General features: G+C 70.0%; 13 protein-coding genes and 4 pseudogenes. 11 read left to right on the top strand and 6 right to left on the bottom strand.

All coding sequences use genetic code 11. From position 1 onward, the window contains the following. Positions 1-377 precede the first annotated feature (377 nt). The 3 genes and pseudogenes from QC029_RS10180 to QC029_RS10170 form a co-directional block, all read right to left on the bottom strand. Positions 378-984: pseudogene (locus QC029_RS10180) on the bottom strand (transposase family protein); the annotation flags it as partial. 46 nt (positions 985-1,030) lie between these two features. Then, on the bottom strand, positions 1,031-1,417 hold the full coding sequence (locus tag QC029_RS10175; protein ID WP_279555205.1) for a transposase: 387 nt from the start codon (positions 1,415-1,417) through the stop codon (positions 1,031-1,033). Between the two features lie 266 nt (positions 1,418-1,683). After that, complete coding sequence (locus tag QC029_RS10170; RefSeq protein WP_279555202.1) at positions 1,684-2,595, bottom strand: alpha/beta fold hydrolase; 912 nt, start codon at positions 2,593-2,595, stop codon at positions 1,684-1,686. 122 nt (positions 2,596-2,717) lie between these two features. On the opposite strand from QC029_RS10170, the gene QC029_RS10165 reads away from it, so the two are divergent. Then, positions 2,718-3,356, top strand: coding sequence for a TetR/AcrR family transcriptional regulator (locus QC029_RS10165; RefSeq protein WP_279555201.1), 639 nt, complete (start codon positions 2,718-2,720; stop codon positions 3,354-3,356). An 80-nt stretch (positions 3,357-3,436) separates the two neighbouring features. Here QC029_RS10165 and QC029_RS10160 read toward each other — a convergent pair. Further along, positions 3,437-3,568: pseudogene (locus tag QC029_RS10160) on the bottom strand (IS3 family transposase); the annotation flags it as partial. Positions 3,569-5,033: 1,465 nt separating this feature from the next. On the opposite strand from QC029_RS10160, the gene QC029_RS10155 reads away from it, so the two are divergent. From QC029_RS10155 to QC029_RS10110, 10 genes and pseudogenes are all read left to right on the top strand, one after another. Then, positions 5,034-6,164 carry an ATP-binding protein gene (locus QC029_RS10155; RefSeq protein WP_279555200.1) on the top strand — a complete coding sequence of 377 codons (1,131 nt, stop codon included), beginning with the start codon at positions 5,034-5,036 and terminating at the stop codon, positions 6,162-6,164. Further along, positions 6,164-6,565 carry a roadblock/LC7 domain-containing protein gene (locus QC029_RS10150; RefSeq protein WP_279555199.1) on the top strand — a complete coding sequence of 134 codons (402 nt, stop codon included), beginning with the start codon at positions 6,164-6,166 and terminating at the stop codon, positions 6,563-6,565. Before QC029_RS10155 ends, QC029_RS10150 begins: the two co-directional genes overlap by 1 nt. After that, positions 6,562-6,936: a DUF742 domain-containing protein gene (locus tag QC029_RS10145; RefSeq protein WP_279555197.1), complete on the top strand. Its 375-nt coding sequence runs from the start codon at positions 6,562-6,564 to the stop codon at positions 6,934-6,936. Before QC029_RS10150 ends, QC029_RS10145 begins: the two co-directional genes overlap by 4 nt. Further along, entirely contained in the window at positions 6,911-7,507 is a 597-nt protein-coding gene (locus QC029_RS10140) for an ATP/GTP-binding protein (protein WP_279555196.1), read from the top strand. The genes QC029_RS10145 and QC029_RS10140 overlap by 26 nt, the downstream gene beginning before the upstream one ends. Positions 7,508-7,517: 10 nt before the next feature. After that, entirely contained in the window at positions 7,518-8,879 is a 1,362-nt protein-coding gene (locus tag QC029_RS10135; protein ID WP_279555195.1) for a cytochrome P450, read from the top strand. A gap of 101 nt (positions 8,880-8,980) precedes the next feature. Further along, positions 8,981-10,231: a cytochrome P450 gene (locus QC029_RS10130; RefSeq protein WP_279555194.1), complete on the top strand. Its 1,251-nt coding sequence runs from the start codon at positions 8,981-8,983 to the stop codon at positions 10,229-10,231. Positions 10,232-10,238: 7 nt separating this feature from the next. Continuing rightward, on the top strand, positions 10,239-11,012 hold the full coding sequence (locus QC029_RS10125; protein ID WP_279555193.1) for an enoyl-CoA hydratase/isomerase family protein: 774 nt from the start codon (positions 10,239-10,241) through the stop codon (positions 11,010-11,012). Positions 11,013-11,133: 121 nt separating this feature from the next. Continuing rightward, positions 11,134-11,397: pseudogene (locus QC029_RS10120) on the top strand (transposase); the annotation flags it as partial. Between the two features lie 101 nt (positions 11,398-11,498). After that, positions 11,499-12,311 (top strand): hypothetical protein, encoded by an 813-nt coding sequence (locus QC029_RS10115; RefSeq protein WP_279555192.1) that lies wholly within the window; start codon positions 11,499-11,501, stop codon positions 12,309-12,311. A gap of 258 nt (positions 12,312-12,569) precedes the next feature. Further along, positions 12,570-13,211: a carbonic anhydrase gene (locus QC029_RS10110; RefSeq protein WP_279555191.1), complete on the top strand. Its 642-nt coding sequence runs from the start codon at positions 12,570-12,572 to the stop codon at positions 13,209-13,211. Positions 13,212-13,545: 334 nt separating this feature from the next. On the opposite strand, the gene QC029_RS10105 is transcribed toward QC029_RS10110, so the two are convergent. Together QC029_RS10105 and QC029_RS10100 are read right to left on the bottom strand one after the other, a co-directional pair. Beyond that, entirely contained in the window at positions 13,546-14,523 is a 978-nt protein-coding gene (locus tag QC029_RS10105) for an L-threonylcarbamoyladenylate synthase (protein WP_279555189.1), read from the bottom strand. Positions 14,524-14,608: 85 nt separating this feature from the next. Continuing rightward, positions 14,609-14,864: pseudogene (locus QC029_RS10100) on the bottom strand (transposase); the annotation flags it as partial. Positions 14,865-15,246 lie beyond the last annotated feature (382 nt).

The following is a 15,246-nucleotide window of genomic DNA, read 5'->3' as shown; positions in this document are numbered from 1 at the left end:
GACGACCGGGGACACGCCGGTCGTCAGCCCGACCGCGGACGCCCCCAGAAAACCGCGGCGGCTGACAGCGTCGAAATCCATCTCCGTCTCCTTTCCGGCGAACTCCGCCGAAGCCGCCGAGCCGAAGGCAACGGCGGATGACGACGGAACCCGTGGACGGGCCTGTGGCTGTCTCGGTTGCCCAACCCGCAAGCGCGGCTCGTGTCTATTCTTCTCCCGACCCGGCCGGTCGCCCCGAGGCCCCCGCCCATCGGTAGCCGATCGGAGCAGCACATCCCGCCGCCACGGGGCGCGCTGGGCGCACCGCTGGACGTGTACGGCTTGGACAGACGGTCGATGCGTCGGGTTGAGCAGTGGGCCCGTTGTAGTGCCCGTCACGCCTTCAGCCGTGCGGCTCCGCGTTCGACCGGTGCTCGTGCCGCTGGCAGGGCCCGGTTGACCGTGCGCTGGGTTGGTGTGCGTTCTCGGTGGGGTGGGCGTCGGATCGGTGTGGTCACCCAGGGGCCGGCTCCGAGGTAAGCGCGGTCGGCGAGCACGGGCACGCCCTGCCGTTCGCAGATCCGGATGATCTGGTGGGTGCGGGCCGCGGTCAGGTCGTGGGTGCGGCCGGGCAACGCGGGTGAGATCCACAGCAGTCTGCCCGTGGAATCGATTACGACCTGCACGTTCACGCCGTGGCGGCGGTGCTTGTGGGAGAAGTCGGCCCGGCTGTCACCGACCCGGTCGCACTCGGCGAGCGTGCCGTCCGGGAGGACGTGCTGCGGGATCGGTCTCCCGCAGCACTCGCAGCAGCCCGGGCGCCCGGCGGGACAGATGGCCGACGAGGGCGGTGACGCAGGCGTGGGTGGTGCCGACCGAGATCCCGAAGCCTGCCGCGATCTGGGCGAGGGTGTCGTGCCGGCGCGGGTACGCCAGGCCGACCGGGGCACGCTGGTGCGGCGGGAGCTTGCAGCGGCGGTCACCTTCGCGGGTGACGATGAGCATCGTGACCCACTCCACCAGCGCGTGCGACAGGTCCAGTGCGATGCCCCTATGGACGGCAAGTGGCCGCCGACAAGGTGAAGCCGGTGTGGAGGATCGTGTAGACGGTTGGGGCGAGGTAGCGCTTCAGGCAGCGGATGATCTCCCGTTTGGACAGGTCCTCGGCGGTCCGGCGCTTGAGGTACTCCTGGGTGGCAGGATCCCGGCGCAGGCGAGAGAGTACCGCCCGGTGCAGGGCGGCGTTGGCCTGCCGGTTGCCGCCGCGGTTGAGCCGGCGGCGGCTGGTCTTTCCGGAAGACGCCTCGACGGGGCCGGCCCCGCACAAGGCGGCGAAGGACGCCTCACCCCTCACCCGGTCGGGGTTGTCCCCGGCCGCGATGAGCAGGGCGGCCGCCGAGTCCGGCCCGATGCCCTGGACCCGCAGCAAGGCGGGCACCGTCTGCTGGATCAGGCCGGTCATCTGCCCCGGAACATCCTTGATCTCCGCGTCCAGGTACCGGACGCGCCGTGCCAGCCGGCCCAGCGTGTGGACGACGGCCGACTCGGCAGGGCCGAGACCGTCCTGTGTCAGCGTGGTGCACCGGGCGAGGAGCCGCGGCGCGGCCAGGCCCTCCAAGGGATCGCGCACCCATGCAGGGGCGTTGACCAGGACGGCCTTGAGCTGGTTCACGGCCTGGACGCGTGCCTTGACGGCTTGCAGTACTAGGCGACGGAGGCCATGAAGTCCAGCATCCGGCGGTTGATTTCCTCCGCGTGGTCGATCTGCGGTCCGTGGCCGGTGCCGGGGATGATCTCGGCCCGGGCGCCCGGTATCACGCGCGGCACGCGCTCCATTTGCCGCTGGGGGTGCACGAGGAGGCTTCGCTTGCCGAGCACCAGGTAGAGCGGGGTTCGAATCGTGGACAGTTCGTCATCTGACAGGGGCAGGGGGGCTGGGCGGCGGATGCGGTAGGCGCGGACGGCCGTCCTGATCATCGTGCGCAACTCCGGCACGACGAGGACCGGCTGTTCCAGCCAGGCTGCGAGGCGTGGGCGCAGGGCCTTGGGCGCGAAGGTCGCGAAGAGGCTGATGAAGATCCAGACGAAGAAGCGCAGCCCCACCTTCTCCAGGCCGCCGGGGTCGAGGAGCGTGACCGAGGCGAGGCGGCCGGGCCTGCGATGGGCCTGGTTCAAGGCGAGCCAGCCGCCGTAGGAGGTGCCGACGAGGTGGACGTGGTCGAGGCCGAGTCCGGTGAGCGTCTCCTCGAGCCACTGGGCGGCGTGTTCGGGCTGGTGAAGAGGGGCGCGCTGGACGCTGCGTCCGGGGTCGCCGGGGGTGTCGAGAGCGTAGACGGGGCGGTCGGCGCTGAGGTCGGGGGTGTTCGGGTACCACATGGCGGAGCAGGAGCCTGCTCCGTGGACTAGGACGATGGGGGTGCGGGATTGGGCCGCCGGGTCGGCGGGGCCGTAGTGGTACACGTGGGTGGTGCCGAAGGAGGTCTCCACGTCCTGTTCCGCGAGGGCGGGTGCTCCCAGTGCGTAGACCGCGTCGCAGGCCTCGAAGTAGCGGTCACGCCAGGTGTCGCTCACGTAGCGGCCGACGTCGGCCGGGGTACGGGCAGTGGTCCCAGGCATGGTCGCCTCCGGAGGGGTCTCGGTTTGTGATACGAACGTACCATGATGTTGGTACGGTCGTATCATCAAGAGGGTCCGGTGGAGGCCGTACCGGCGGGAACGAGAAGCGGAGGAGTGGACGGGTGCCCAAGCGCGTGGACCACGCGGAACGACGCACCGAGATCGCCGAGGCGCTCGTCCGGGTCGCCGGGCGACGCGGGCTGCATGCCGTGAGGATGCGCGATGTGGCAGCCGAGGCGGGCGTGTCACTGCGGCTGGTGCAGTACTACTTCGAAACGAAGGAGAAGCTGCTGCTCTTCGGGCTGGAGCATCTGGCGGCGAGATTCGGGGATCGGGTCTCCGCCCGCGTCCGGGCTGCCGGTGGCAGCCCGGGCCCGCGCGCGATGGTCGAGGCGCTGCTGATGGCGGCCCTGCCGGCCGACGAGGAGAGCCGCACGTTCCACCACCTCTACACCTCGTACGCCGTTCTGTCCGTGAACGACCGGGCTCTCGCTGCCCAGCCCTTCATCAAGAATCCCGACGCCGCCGAAGACGCCGTGACCGAACTCCTCCGGCAGGCGCAAGAGACGGATCTGCTCGAACCCGGTCTGGACGCGCGGTTGGAGGCAGTCAGCCTGCTTGCCATGTCTGCGGGGCTCGGCACCAGCATCCTCGTCGGCCAGCGCAGCCCGGAGTCCGCCGCCGCAGTCCTGGAGCATCACCTCGACCGGATCTTCCGCACTCATGGGGGCGCCGCGTCGACGCAAGGGACTCCAGAGTGATCACTTGTTCTTGAACGGACAAAAGCGTTGCACACCGGATGCCGGGCCTCCTCGACCTCGTATTCAAGAGCGAGAGGGCCGGTGGTGTCGGCGAGCCGCAGCTGGTTCGCACAGGTCGCGGTGAAGTCACGGCGGACCAGGTCGTCGTGCACAGGCGGGCCGGCCTTCTTGCCGAACACGCTCCACCAGCGGTTGTCCCGGCAGATCCGCCGCGCAGTCCGGTCCGCCATCACGGCCCCGGCGCCGCGCGCTTCGTCGGCCAGGAAACGGTAACCGAGCCCCTGCGTCCGCGAGATAGCCCTGAAAAACAACCTGCTCACCGTGTCGCTGGGCCCCGATTCCCTGGAGGACCTGGAACTGGAGGACGCGCAGATCGAAGCCGTGCTCAAGGTGCCGGCCGGGGACATCCAGCAGCTGAGGGAGGCACTGGTCCGGATGCTGGCGCTCGGACGCCACGACGCACGCCCCACATACGAGTCGACCTCGAGACCCTGCTCTGCCCCGCAAGTCGGCGGCGGACGAGGGCGACACCCTCGGACACGGCCCGGATGCCGTTCCGCCGCCGACCAGCCTGAGCACCCCGGCGCGTCAGCTCTTCATCCCCGCCGCCCCGTACACCGGCACGGCACGGGCCCGGGGCGTCGGCCATCTGGGGCACGCGCGCCGACGCGTGGACCTGTCCTACGCCCGTCGGGCGGCAGCCGGTCATATGGTCGCCGTGGCACGCTAAGGCGCAGAACCCCGGGCGTTGGCCGGTGACAGGAGCGCGCCACCGGGCAGGCCCCGCACACCCACGGGGTCTGCCCCCTGCGTCCCTGGGGCGCGCCGGCCGGTCCCGCACCGCGGCGCGTGGGGGTCCGCAGCGGGAGATGAGACCTGCCTCCCTGCCTGGTTTCGATCACGGCATGCTCTCCGCTGCTTCCCCGGCTCCGGGCGGCTGCCTGGAGCGTAGGCGGCTTTCCGTCACCGGGGCCGGGGATGTGGAGGAAGCGGCGTGGGGGACGGCGGCACGGCCGCTCACGTCGACGGTGCGGACTTCGGCCGACTTCGATGAGATTCAGGGCCTTGCGCCAGCACCCGGGCGGGTACCTGCGGGGTGTGGAAACCTCTCTGAGCGCCTGGGGCATCACTTGTCCAGCAAGGTGATTCCGTCAGACCCGGGGCACATCACGCCGGTCGTTCGATCTCCTCGCGCAGGGCCAGCGGTTTCCCGGGCAGCTGTGCAGCACTACCGTGGCGGCCGTCCCCCGCCTTGGGAACGGCGATTTGCCGGGTCCGGGCTGCCTGGACCGCGGTGGCTGCGACCGCCCGAGCGCTTCGAAAAACATGCAAAAGGTAAGCGAAGGAAAAATATGTCAGCGACGGCGAAAAGGTGCGCTCCTCTAAAGTCGGCGACAGGAGGGCGGTGCTAAGATCGACGCGCTTGCTTGACAGTACCTGGGCCTCCAAGGGTGACCGTGGGGGAAGTTCCCGGCAGTGGGGAACGACGGGGTCCGCGGCGACTACGCTTGGCGGTGCTGAGCACGCAGCGGGCGTGGCGGGGGGATCGCGGCGTCCGGTGCGCTTCCGCGTTTCCTGCGAGACAAGCAAAGTGCGGTCCCATCATGATCCCTCGTTAAACAGAGAGAGCTCATGCCACATTACTTTACAGACCCGGTTTTCTGGGGTCTGGCTGCTGTGGCACTTGTCGCCATAGCCGTACTCCTCCTGAGCAGGCGACGTGTCCGGCAGTTGGCCAACGACTTAACGCTGAGGAACGCGCATATTGAAAAACTGGAGAAGGAGCTGAGGGAGACCGGGCAGCGACTGGCCAGGGCCGAGGAGAGCGCCGAAGAGGCCGCCAGGGAAGTCCGGGACATCACTGACGGAAAGATTTCCGCAGTCCTCAAGTCGGCCATGCAGACCCTCCGCCTCCTCGCCGGCGAGCAGCAGCTCATGCTGGACAAGCTGGAGCGGGAGTACGGCGGCCACAAGATCCTGCAGTCACTCCTCGAAGTGGACCGTGCCAACGCCCAGTTCGCCCGGCGTGCGCTGGGTATCACGATCCTGTGCGGTGGATTCCCCGGGCGGCGGAGGGAGCCCGCGTCGGTCCATGACGTGATCCGGGGCGCTCAGGGCCAGATCGGCCCCTTCGAGCGGGTCCAGATCCGCTCCCAGAGCAACTTCGCCATCGTCCCCGCCGCGGTCGACGGTGTCGCCCTGGCCGTCGCAGAGTTGCTCGCCAACGCCGCGAGCTACTCGCGCCCCGAGAGCATGATCGAGGTGAACCTTCAGCCCGTCCACCAAGGGCTGTGCATCATCATCGACGACGCCGGTCCGGGATTGAGTCCGGAGAAGAAGCAGAAGGCCGCGGAGCTCTTCTCGGGCCAGTACAGGCCCGGTCTGTCCGAACTCGGCAACCCTCCGCAGTTCGGGTTCCCCGTGGTGGCCGAACTGGCGCGTCGTTTCGGCTTCGCCGTGGATGTCAGCACCACCTCTCCCTTCGGCGGTGCGCGGGCGGTCGTGCGCCTTCCCGAGGCACTCCTGACAACGGAGCACACCGACCGGAGGAGTACACCCGCCATGGCAGCCACCCCGCGGAAGGCTCCTGCCGCGCAGAATCCCTCCAACGACCGCACGGCCAACGGCCTGCCCAAGAGAGGCGAGCGCAAGGCTCCCATCGCCCTCGTGCACACCACGCCCTCGGAGGCAGGCAAGCAGCCCGGACAGGACGTGGAGTCCGCCGCTGCCAGAATGGCGGCGCTGCAGAGAGGCACTCGGACAGGTCGGCAGCGCCCCGTGACGAATCAGGAAGGACAGGAGTCTTGATGCAGGAAGACCTGTCATGGATGCTCGGGAACATCCTGAAGGTGCCCGGCGCGCGGCATGCGCTCCTCGCCTCCGCTGATGGGCTCAAGCGAGGCATGACCGAAGACCTCCATCCCGATCTGGCCGACAGGGCGGCCGCGGCAATGAGCGTCCTGCAGTCGATCAGCCGTTCCGCGGCGGACTTCGTAGGCCCTGAAGAGGAGCCGCGGTGGCGCCAGACAGTGGTCGAGTTCGACCATGGATGGCTGTTTCTCGTGGCAGCCGGAAGTGGGGCTTACCTGGCCGTGTCGGCATCGGTCGACGTCGACATGGAGGGGATCACCTTCCGTATGCACCAGCTTGTGCAGAGCCTCGGTGAGGAAATGACCACTCCGCTTCGTGAGACGGCTGATGGAACGTGAGTGCTGAAGATTCGGCTTTTGAGTCGACCGGAAGATTAGTGCGTCCCTATGTCATCACAGGGGGTCGTGAGATTCCCTCTGAACGGGAGTTCTCAGTGACAACACTGATTACGGCCGCTGATGACGCATCCGACAAGTGGGTGACATCCCCGGAGAGCCGCAGCGTCCTGGAACTGTGCGCGGGCGGTTACCTCTCGGTCGTCGAAATCGCCGGGTACCTCAACCTTCCCCTGGGAATCGTGCGAGGGCTGCTCGCCGAGCTGGCGGAAAACGGACTGATCCTGACCCGTGCGCCGGTGCCGAGCGCCGAGCGCGTTCCCAGACAACTTCTCGAGGACGTACTGGATGGCCTCCGTGCTCGATTCGCCTAACCGTGGGCCGGTACACCTGGGCCGGTCTGTCCAGACAGCGGTGAAACTCCTGGTCGTCGGCCACTTCGGTGTCGGGAAGACGACCTTCGTCGGCAGTATCTCCGAGATCGAGCCGCTGCGCACCGAGGAGCTGATCACGGAAGCCAGCACCGGTGTGGACGACCTGGCCGGCACGCCGGACAAGACGACGACCACGGTCGCCCTGGACTTCGGCCGCCTCACCCTCAGCGAGGAACTGGTCCTGTACCTGTTCGGGACCCCCGGGCAGCAGCGCTTCCAGCAGTTGTGGGAGGACCTCTCCATCGGCGCCCTGGGCGCACTGCTGCTGGTCGACCCGGAGCGACTGGGCGAGTCCTTCCCGATCCTGGACCTCGTGGAGCAGTACGGGCTCCCGTGCGCGGTCGGGGTGAACCGCTTCGACGGATCCCCCTCCTACGCCGCGGACGAGGTCCGCGAGGCGCTCAACCTGCCCGAGGACGTGCCCGTGGTTCCCTGCGACGTCCGGGACCAGGCATCCTCGGCCAACACCCTGATCACCTTCGTGGAGTACCTCCTCTCCCGCACCGACTAGGAGCACCACCGTGCAGTACCAACCGGACTACCGCCAGCCCCCGCCCGGCTGCCCCGCCCACGGCAGAGTCCCCCTGTACACACCCGAGTTCGGGATCGATCCCGACCGCTACTACGACCATCTGAGGCAGTACGGCGCCAGCGCGCCCGTGGAGGTGGCGCCCGGCGTCGAAGCGGAGCTGGTGACGAGTTACGCGGCCGCGCTGCACATCCTGCAGCACCCCGACGTCTTCGTCCGGGACGCACGCCGCTGGCGCGCCCTCAACGAGGGCCGCATACCGGCCGACAGCCCCGCTCTGCCCATGATGGGCTACCGGCCCAACGCCCTGTTCTCCGACGGAGCCGACCACGCGCGGCTGCGGCAGGTGGTGACCGACAGCCTGGACACCGTGGACCCCCATCAGCTGGGGCGCCACGTGGAACAGGTCGCCGACTACCTCATCGACCAGATCAGCAGCCGCGGCCGCAGGGCCGACCTCGTGACCGACTACGCCCAGCAGCTGCCCCTGCTGGTCTTCAGCGAACTCTTCGGGTGTCCCCCCGACATCGGCGACGACGTCATCTTCGGCATCTCCGGCATCTTCGAGGGCGGATCCGACGCCGAGCAGGCCAATCAGGTCCTCGGTCAGGCCCTGCACAAGCTCGTCACCCTCAAGCGGCGGTCACCGGGCACCGACGTGACCTCGCAGATGCTCAAGCACCCCGCGGGCCTCAACGACGACGAGATGGTCAACCAGCTCGTCACGCTGCTGTCGGGAGGTACCGCACCGCTGACCTCCCTCATCAGCACGGGCATCGCCCTGATGCTCGGCGACGACCGGTACACGGGCACCCAGATGCTGGTCGAGGACGCCGTCAACGAAGTGCTGTGGAAGTACGCGCCCATCGCCAACTACGCCGTGCACTACCCCGTGCAGGACGTGGAACTCGACGGCAGGATCCTGCGGGCCGACGATCCCGTGGTGATCAGCTTCGCGGCGGCCAACACCGACCCCGCCGTAACCGGGGACCGCTACGCCCTCAGAGGACGGGCCTACCTCGCATTCGGTGCGGGCCCTCACGTGTGCCCCGCCAAGGACCCCGCCCACCTGATCGGAACCAGAGCCATCGAAAGGATGCTCACCCGCCTGCCCGACGTCTCCCTGACCATCGACTTCGGCGATCTGACCTGGCAGCCGACCCCCTGGAGCAGGACGCTCACCACCCTGCCCGTCCACTTCACCCCCGCTCCGCCGTCGGCCCGGCAGACCCAGACCCGCCCCCGCCAGGCACCGGCTGCGGAGTCCGCTCACCACGCCGCGCCGTCCGTGTCGCAGTCCCATGCGAAGGCCACGCGGTGGAGCTCCTTCCTCAAGTGGCTCACCGGAGCGTGATCTACGCAACAGTATGTGACGGAGGGATATTCGCATAGTCATTTCGCCGCATGGGTAGAGACGGCAGGCCGTTCCGACTGATTGTCTCGAAGGAGCCCTGCGTGGAACCCGCGATAGCCCCGTCCACCGACCGGCGCGCCGTCGCAGCCCTCATCTCCCGCCTGCGGACCGCACAAGGCCAGAGGGACCCCTACCCCTACTACGCGGAGCTCCAGGCGATGGGGGACATCATCCCGGCCCCGTGGGGAGGGCACCTGATCACCTCTTTCGGCCTGGCCGACCAGGTCCTGCGCAGCAGGGACTGGCACGTCCCCGACGCCCGGTGGCGTGCCAGTCAAGGGGAAGCGACACGGTGGAGCGCGGCATCATCCCGCGAGATGAGCAAGACCCTGCCCTCGCTCAACCCACCCGACCACACACGGGTCCGCCGCGTGACCGGCAGCAGGCTCGACCGCCGATCACTGGAGAGGCTGCGCCACCCGGTCGCCGACATCACCGACGGTCTTCTCGACCGGTTCGCCGAACACCTCACCGGTGGAGAGGCGGACTTCGTGCCCCTGGTCGCCGAAGAGCTGCCCGTCATCACCATCGGCCGGTGGCTCGGCCTGCCGCCCGCCGACTACCCGCTGCTGCGTGAACTGACCCACGACCAGGTCTTCGCCCAGGAACTCCTCCCCTCCGCCAGCCAGCTCGCACTGTCCGACGCCGCGACAGCGCAGCTGCGCGACTACTTCACCGCCCTGGTCCGCGAACGCCGCGCCACACCCGGACCCGATCCGGTCTCGGCTTGGATCCGGGCCTGGGACGAGACCGAGCCCGACCAGGACGCCGCCGACGAAGCCGTCTACCACATCAGCTTGTTCGTCCTCCTGGCCGCGCTCGAGACGACCTCCACTCTGCTGGCCACCACGGTCCGGCTCCTGCTGGAGCACCCGCGGCAGTGGGGCTGGCTGCGCGGCCACCCCGAGCAGGTCCCGGCGGCAGTCGAGGAAGCGCTGCGGTACGACGCCCCCACCCACATCGTCAGCCGCATCGCGCGCAAGGACCTCACAGTCGCCGGCGTCGACATCCGCGCGGACCAGATGGTGCATCTCATGATCGGCGCCGCCAACCGCGACCCCGCCCACCACCTTGCCCCCGACACCTTCGACGTCCGCCGCAAAGCGGCCCATCTGAGCTTCAGCGGCGGCATCCACTACTGCCTCGGCGCGCCTCTGGCCCGCCTGGAAGCCACAACCCTGCTGACCGCTCTGCTTGAACGTTTCCCCGCCCTCAGCCTCGCCCGCGAGCCCCAGTGGGCCCCGCGGGTCGCCTTCCGCCGCATGCTCACCCTGCCCGTCGCCCTGCCATGAGGTGCCCGTGACCACCCCGATAGACAACCAGTACAAGACGCTCCACGTCAGCCAGGACGGCCCCGTCCTGCGCATCCGCCTGAACAGCCCGGAAACCGGCAACACCCTCACCGCCGCCCTCCTCGACGAACTCCTCGCCGTCCTCAACGCGGCCAACGACCGCCCCGACATCCGGGTTCTGGTGCTCTCCGGAGCAGGGGAGCACTTCTGCCTCGGCGCCGACCGGGAGGAGTTCGCCACCTCCCTGAAGACGGACCCCACCGGAACCGGACTCCGAGTGATCGCGGACAAGGCCCGGCGGGTCTGCGAAGCCCTGGACACCACCACCGCGGTCACCATCGCCCAAGTCCACGGCAAGGTCATCGGCGCCGGCCTCGCCCTCACCATCTTCTGCGACCTGCGGGTCGGGGCGGACACCACCCGGTTCCGGCTGCCCGAGGTCGCCCTGGGCGTGGCACCGGTATGGGGCGGTGTCCTGCCCCGGCTGCTCAGCGAAGCCGGAACCGCCAGAATCCGCGAACTCCTCCTCACCTGCGCCCCGTTCGGAGCCAAGACAGCGCAGGAGCTGTCCATCCTCCACAAAGCGGTGCCGGCCGATGAACTCGGCACGGCCGCCGAGGCCTGGGTCAAGCCGCTGCTCCGCCGCCCGCCCGAGGCGCTTCCCCTGGCCAAGGCCATCCTGGGGGCGTACTCCAGAGGCACCCGGCTCGCAGACGCCGGCCTACTCGACGCCCAGTTGCTGTCCGCAGCCTCCGCAGTCTCCGCTTCCCAGCTCAGTTAGGTCGTCACCGCCGAACGGCGTACCGGCAAGGAACCAAGGCACCTTCGTCCCATAAGTACCCGGAGCCTGACTGACCGTTTCAAAGTGAGATCGGTGTGTCGCCTGGTCATCTGCGACGGTTCTGAGCAGGGTCGGTCGGGCGCCTGCCGACGCCGACCTTGTGCCCGATGACCTGTGGGAACGCAAAGCTCCGCTGCTGCCGCCCCGGCTTCCGCGCCGACACCGCCATCCCGGTCGGCGACCGGTATCGGACCGGGCCGCGTTGGCCGGCATCGTCTACGTCCTGCGCACGCGCGTGAGCCGGCGCGACGTCCCGGCCCAGATGGTCGGCTGCTCGGGGGTGACCGCCTGGCGCCGTCTGCGGGACTGGACCGAGGCAGGTGTGCGGCCGGTGAACTGGCCGCGCTGACCTACGGCGGCACCGCCGCGCAGAGTGCCGCGGCGGCCGCGGCGGTGCTGGTGGGCCACTGCCTGCACGGGGCGTCGATGTCGCACGCCCTCGCGTCCGGGACCGAGGCGGTCGAGGCCGCACGGGGCTCGGTCGGTGATCTGGCCGTCCGGCTGGTCGGTGCGCGCGAGCACGCCGAGAGGCAGCCCGCCGACCCCGCGCGGCTCGCTCTCCTCGCCCCGGATGCCACCGCCGAGGCAGTGCTGCTCGCCGTCGCCTTGGAGCCCCGCACTGAGCGCCCGGCCCGGGTCGGGTACGCGAGGACGTCGGCCGCGTGGCAGGGGCTGGCGAGCCAGCTCGAACCCTTCACCGGCCCGCTCAGCGGCATCTACGACCCAGGCGGCATGGGCGCGATGTTCTTCGCCGCCTTGGCCGCCGCCCAGATCGAGCGCAACTACATCCGCGAGAAGACCCTGGAGGGCCAGGTGACCACCGACGCGAAGGGCAACCGCGGCGGACGGCCGAAGGTCATCGACGACGACATGCTCCTCTTCGCCCGCGCGCTGAAGGACCGCGGCGTCCCCGTCCCTGAGATTGCGAAGAAGCTGACCATCAAGACGGGTAAGAACGCGAGCCAGCACCCCTCGGTCTACCGCGCGCTCGCCGAAGCGGAGGCGACCGAGGCACCGGCAGGGCCGGAGATCATCGCCCCGCGCCGGCCGACGCGGGTGGACCTCACCGGCCTCGGCAGCAGCACCGAGCCCGAGTTGGTGGAACGCCTCACACGGCAGGTTCTCGACGGCACAAGCGACGAGGTGACCGACGCGCTTGCTGAGCAGACCGGGGACGGAACGAAGGACGTGGTGGCCCAGCTGCTGGCGCAGGCCCGGAACGGAGGGGAGGGCGAGTGATCCCGGGCGGTCCGCCCTCGTTGGGCCGACAGCGCGGGCGGTGCCTGGCTCGTTGTGCGGGTGTGGACGATGAACGGAGGGTTGTGGAACGGTGGCCGTATGGAGCGGGGCAGCACCGCCGCGCGCTGAGGTTCCGCACCGAGGCCGCTCTCACCCGGCGCCTGGAGGTGGTGACAAGGCCGTCAGCGTGGCCCGCTCCGGCGACCTCCGGCGGGACCAGGCGGTGCGACGGCCGGTGCCGACTCGTAGGCTGCCGCCATGACCGAGACCCTGAACCTGACGCCCCGCGACGCCTTCGAACTGCTCATGGCCGGTAATCAGCGCTTCGTCGCCGGTACCCCCGAGCACCCGAACCAGGACGCGACCCGCCGCGCCGAGATCGCACCGTCCCAGCAGCCCTTCGCCGTGCTGTTCGGATGTTCCGACTCCCGGCTGGCCGCCGAGATCATCTTCGACCGCGGCCTGGGCGACCTGTTCGTGGTGCGCACCGCCGGGCATGTCGCGGGGACCGAAGTCCTCGGGTCCATCGAGTTCGGCGCGAGCGTCCTCAACGCCCCGCTGGTCGTCGTGCTCGGCCACGACTCGTGCGGCGCCGTCGCCGCGGCCTGCTCCGCATTGGAGAACGGTCAGACACCGGGCGGCTTCGTCCGTGATGTTGTCGAACGGGTGACCCCGAGCGTGCTGGCTGCCCGCGCCGCCGGACGCGAGAAGGCCGACGAAATCCTGGCCGAGCACATCGAGCACACCGTGGACCTGCTGCTGGAACGCTCCCGCGTCCTGGCCGAGCGGGTGGCCGCCGGCCGCCTCGGCGTGGTGGGGCTGTCCTACCGGCTGGCCGACGGCAGTGCGCAGCTCGTCGCCTCTCGCGGCCTCGATGCGGCGGTCCCTGCCGCGTCCTGACCATCCCGGCCGTGGCCGCCCTGGCGTGATTCGCCCCGGTCGGTGGGGACCCGTATACGTGAAGGAGACCCCACCGGGTTCACCGCTCGATCACCCGCGGAAGGGCACGACCCGATGGCTCACGGAGCCGATCACGCGCCCAGCACCGCGGCCCGCGCCGATCTGGCGCGGGCCGCGGGCTGCGAGGTGTGGCGGGAATGGGGAACGGCCGTCACCGGCGACGGGCGGCACGAGCTGTGCCCGGCCTGCCAGACCGGCGGAGGCTCAGCCGAATCCGCCCCGGATCCGCCAGGCCCCGCGCCCGGGAGCAGTAAGGGCAGGGCGCCGGCGCTGGTCACAGGGTGGTCCGCGGCCCCGCGGCGCGGCGGAGCCGGTTGGCGATCGCCAGTCCCAGCCCCTCCTCCGCCGGCAGGGACGCGACGATGAGGTCGCACCCCCGCTGGTCGAGTTCGCGCAGGAACCCGTACAGCCCCCGCGCATAGGCGGCCATCGAACCGGGGACCTGCACCACCGCGTGTGCCTTCACCTCGGCACCGGCGAAGGCGGCAGGAAGAAAGACGCCCACCCGCTGCCCCAGCTCCTGCGCCAGCTCCGCCTCGGCGACGATCTTCTCCGGCTCGACCAGGACGACCCGGGCACGCGGCGCGTAGTGCGATGGATGCTGGCCCGGCACCCGGATGCGGCTGGTGGCCGGGATCTCGAGTGGGCATCCCAGCACCGCTTCGAGGTCCTCGCGCGTCATCCCGCCCGGCCGCAAGATGGTCAGGGCATCGCCCGTGGCGTCGACGATGGTCGACTCGACACCGACCTCGCAGGGCCCGCCGTCCAGCACGAAGTCGACGGCATCGCCGAGTTCGGCACGAACGTCGTCCGCGGTCGTGGGGCTCACCGAGCCGAAGCGGTTGGCGGACGGGGCCGTGACACCACCACCGAAGGCCGACAACAGCGCGAGCGCGACAGGGTGGTCGGGCACACGCACGGCCACCGTCTCCAGGCCACCAGTCGCTTCCAGGGGCACCCGGCGACCGCGCCGCAGGACCAGCGTGAGCGGCCCCGGCCAGAAGCGTTCGGCCAGCAGACGCGCCGCCTGGGGCACGTCCTGGACCCAGTCGTCCAGTTGCTCCGCGCCGCCGATGTGGACGATCAGCGGGTGCGAGGACGGACGTCCCTTGACCTGGAAGATGCGCGAGACGGCAGCGGGGTCCTCGGCGTTGGCGCCCAGGCCGTAGACGGTCTCCGTCGGAAGAGCCACCAGGCCCCCGGCGCGCAGCACACCGGCCGCCTTCTCGATGTCACCGGTTCTTGCCCTCACCCTCGCAATTCTAGGTGCGTCAAGAACCGGCGATGGTCATGATCAATCTCCGCGCCAACGGCTGTATCGATGTTCCCCCCAGGCCGATCCTGGGAGTGATGCCGCGGGCCCGGAGGATGCGCCGGTATGTGCCGAAGTCATAGCCGCGGTCGGCGAACAGCCGGCCCGGCCGGTGCCTCGGTCGCCTGCGGGCCCTGCGGATGCGGAAGATCGCGTCCAGCAGGGGTGGGTGTCAACTGGGTGACACCGTGGCGGTTTCCGCCGGTCAGGGAGACGGCGAGAGAGGTTCCGCGTCGGTCGGTGATCAAGTGGTGCTTGCTGCCCAGCCCGCCTGGCCGGCCCGGTTCGGCCAGACCACCTTCCGCCGCACCCGGGACGGGCCGCTGCTGCGGGGCGGGTGGGGGAAGCGGCCGCGAGGCCGGTGGCCGGTCCGCTTGGGGGCGGGGAGGCCGGCCCGTGGGCCGGGCTGGGCCCCCGGGGCCGTGGGGTGCGGGGTCCCGGGTGCCCAGCTGTGCACAGCGCGGCGGCGTCTGGTTCAACGAGTGGCCGCTGTCGGTGGTTACGCGCATGTGGTCTGGCGCGGCCAAGGGGCCGTGCTGGCGGGTGAATGTCTCGTGGCGGCTGGCCTGGGAGGGTGGCGGTACGGGGCGGAGGTGTGTGACGGTGAGGGGTGGTCGTCCCGCCGGCTTGGCGGGGTGGCCGTGTGGTGCCTGCGGTGATCTG

It is taken from the genome of Streptomyces sp. DH37 (genome assembly GCF_029813835.1).
Lineage (GTDB): Bacteria > Actinomycetota > Actinomycetes > Streptomycetales > Streptomycetaceae > Streptomyces.
Note: the sequence above shows the minus strand (reverse complement) of the source record. Positions and strands in the feature narration are given on the sequence as shown.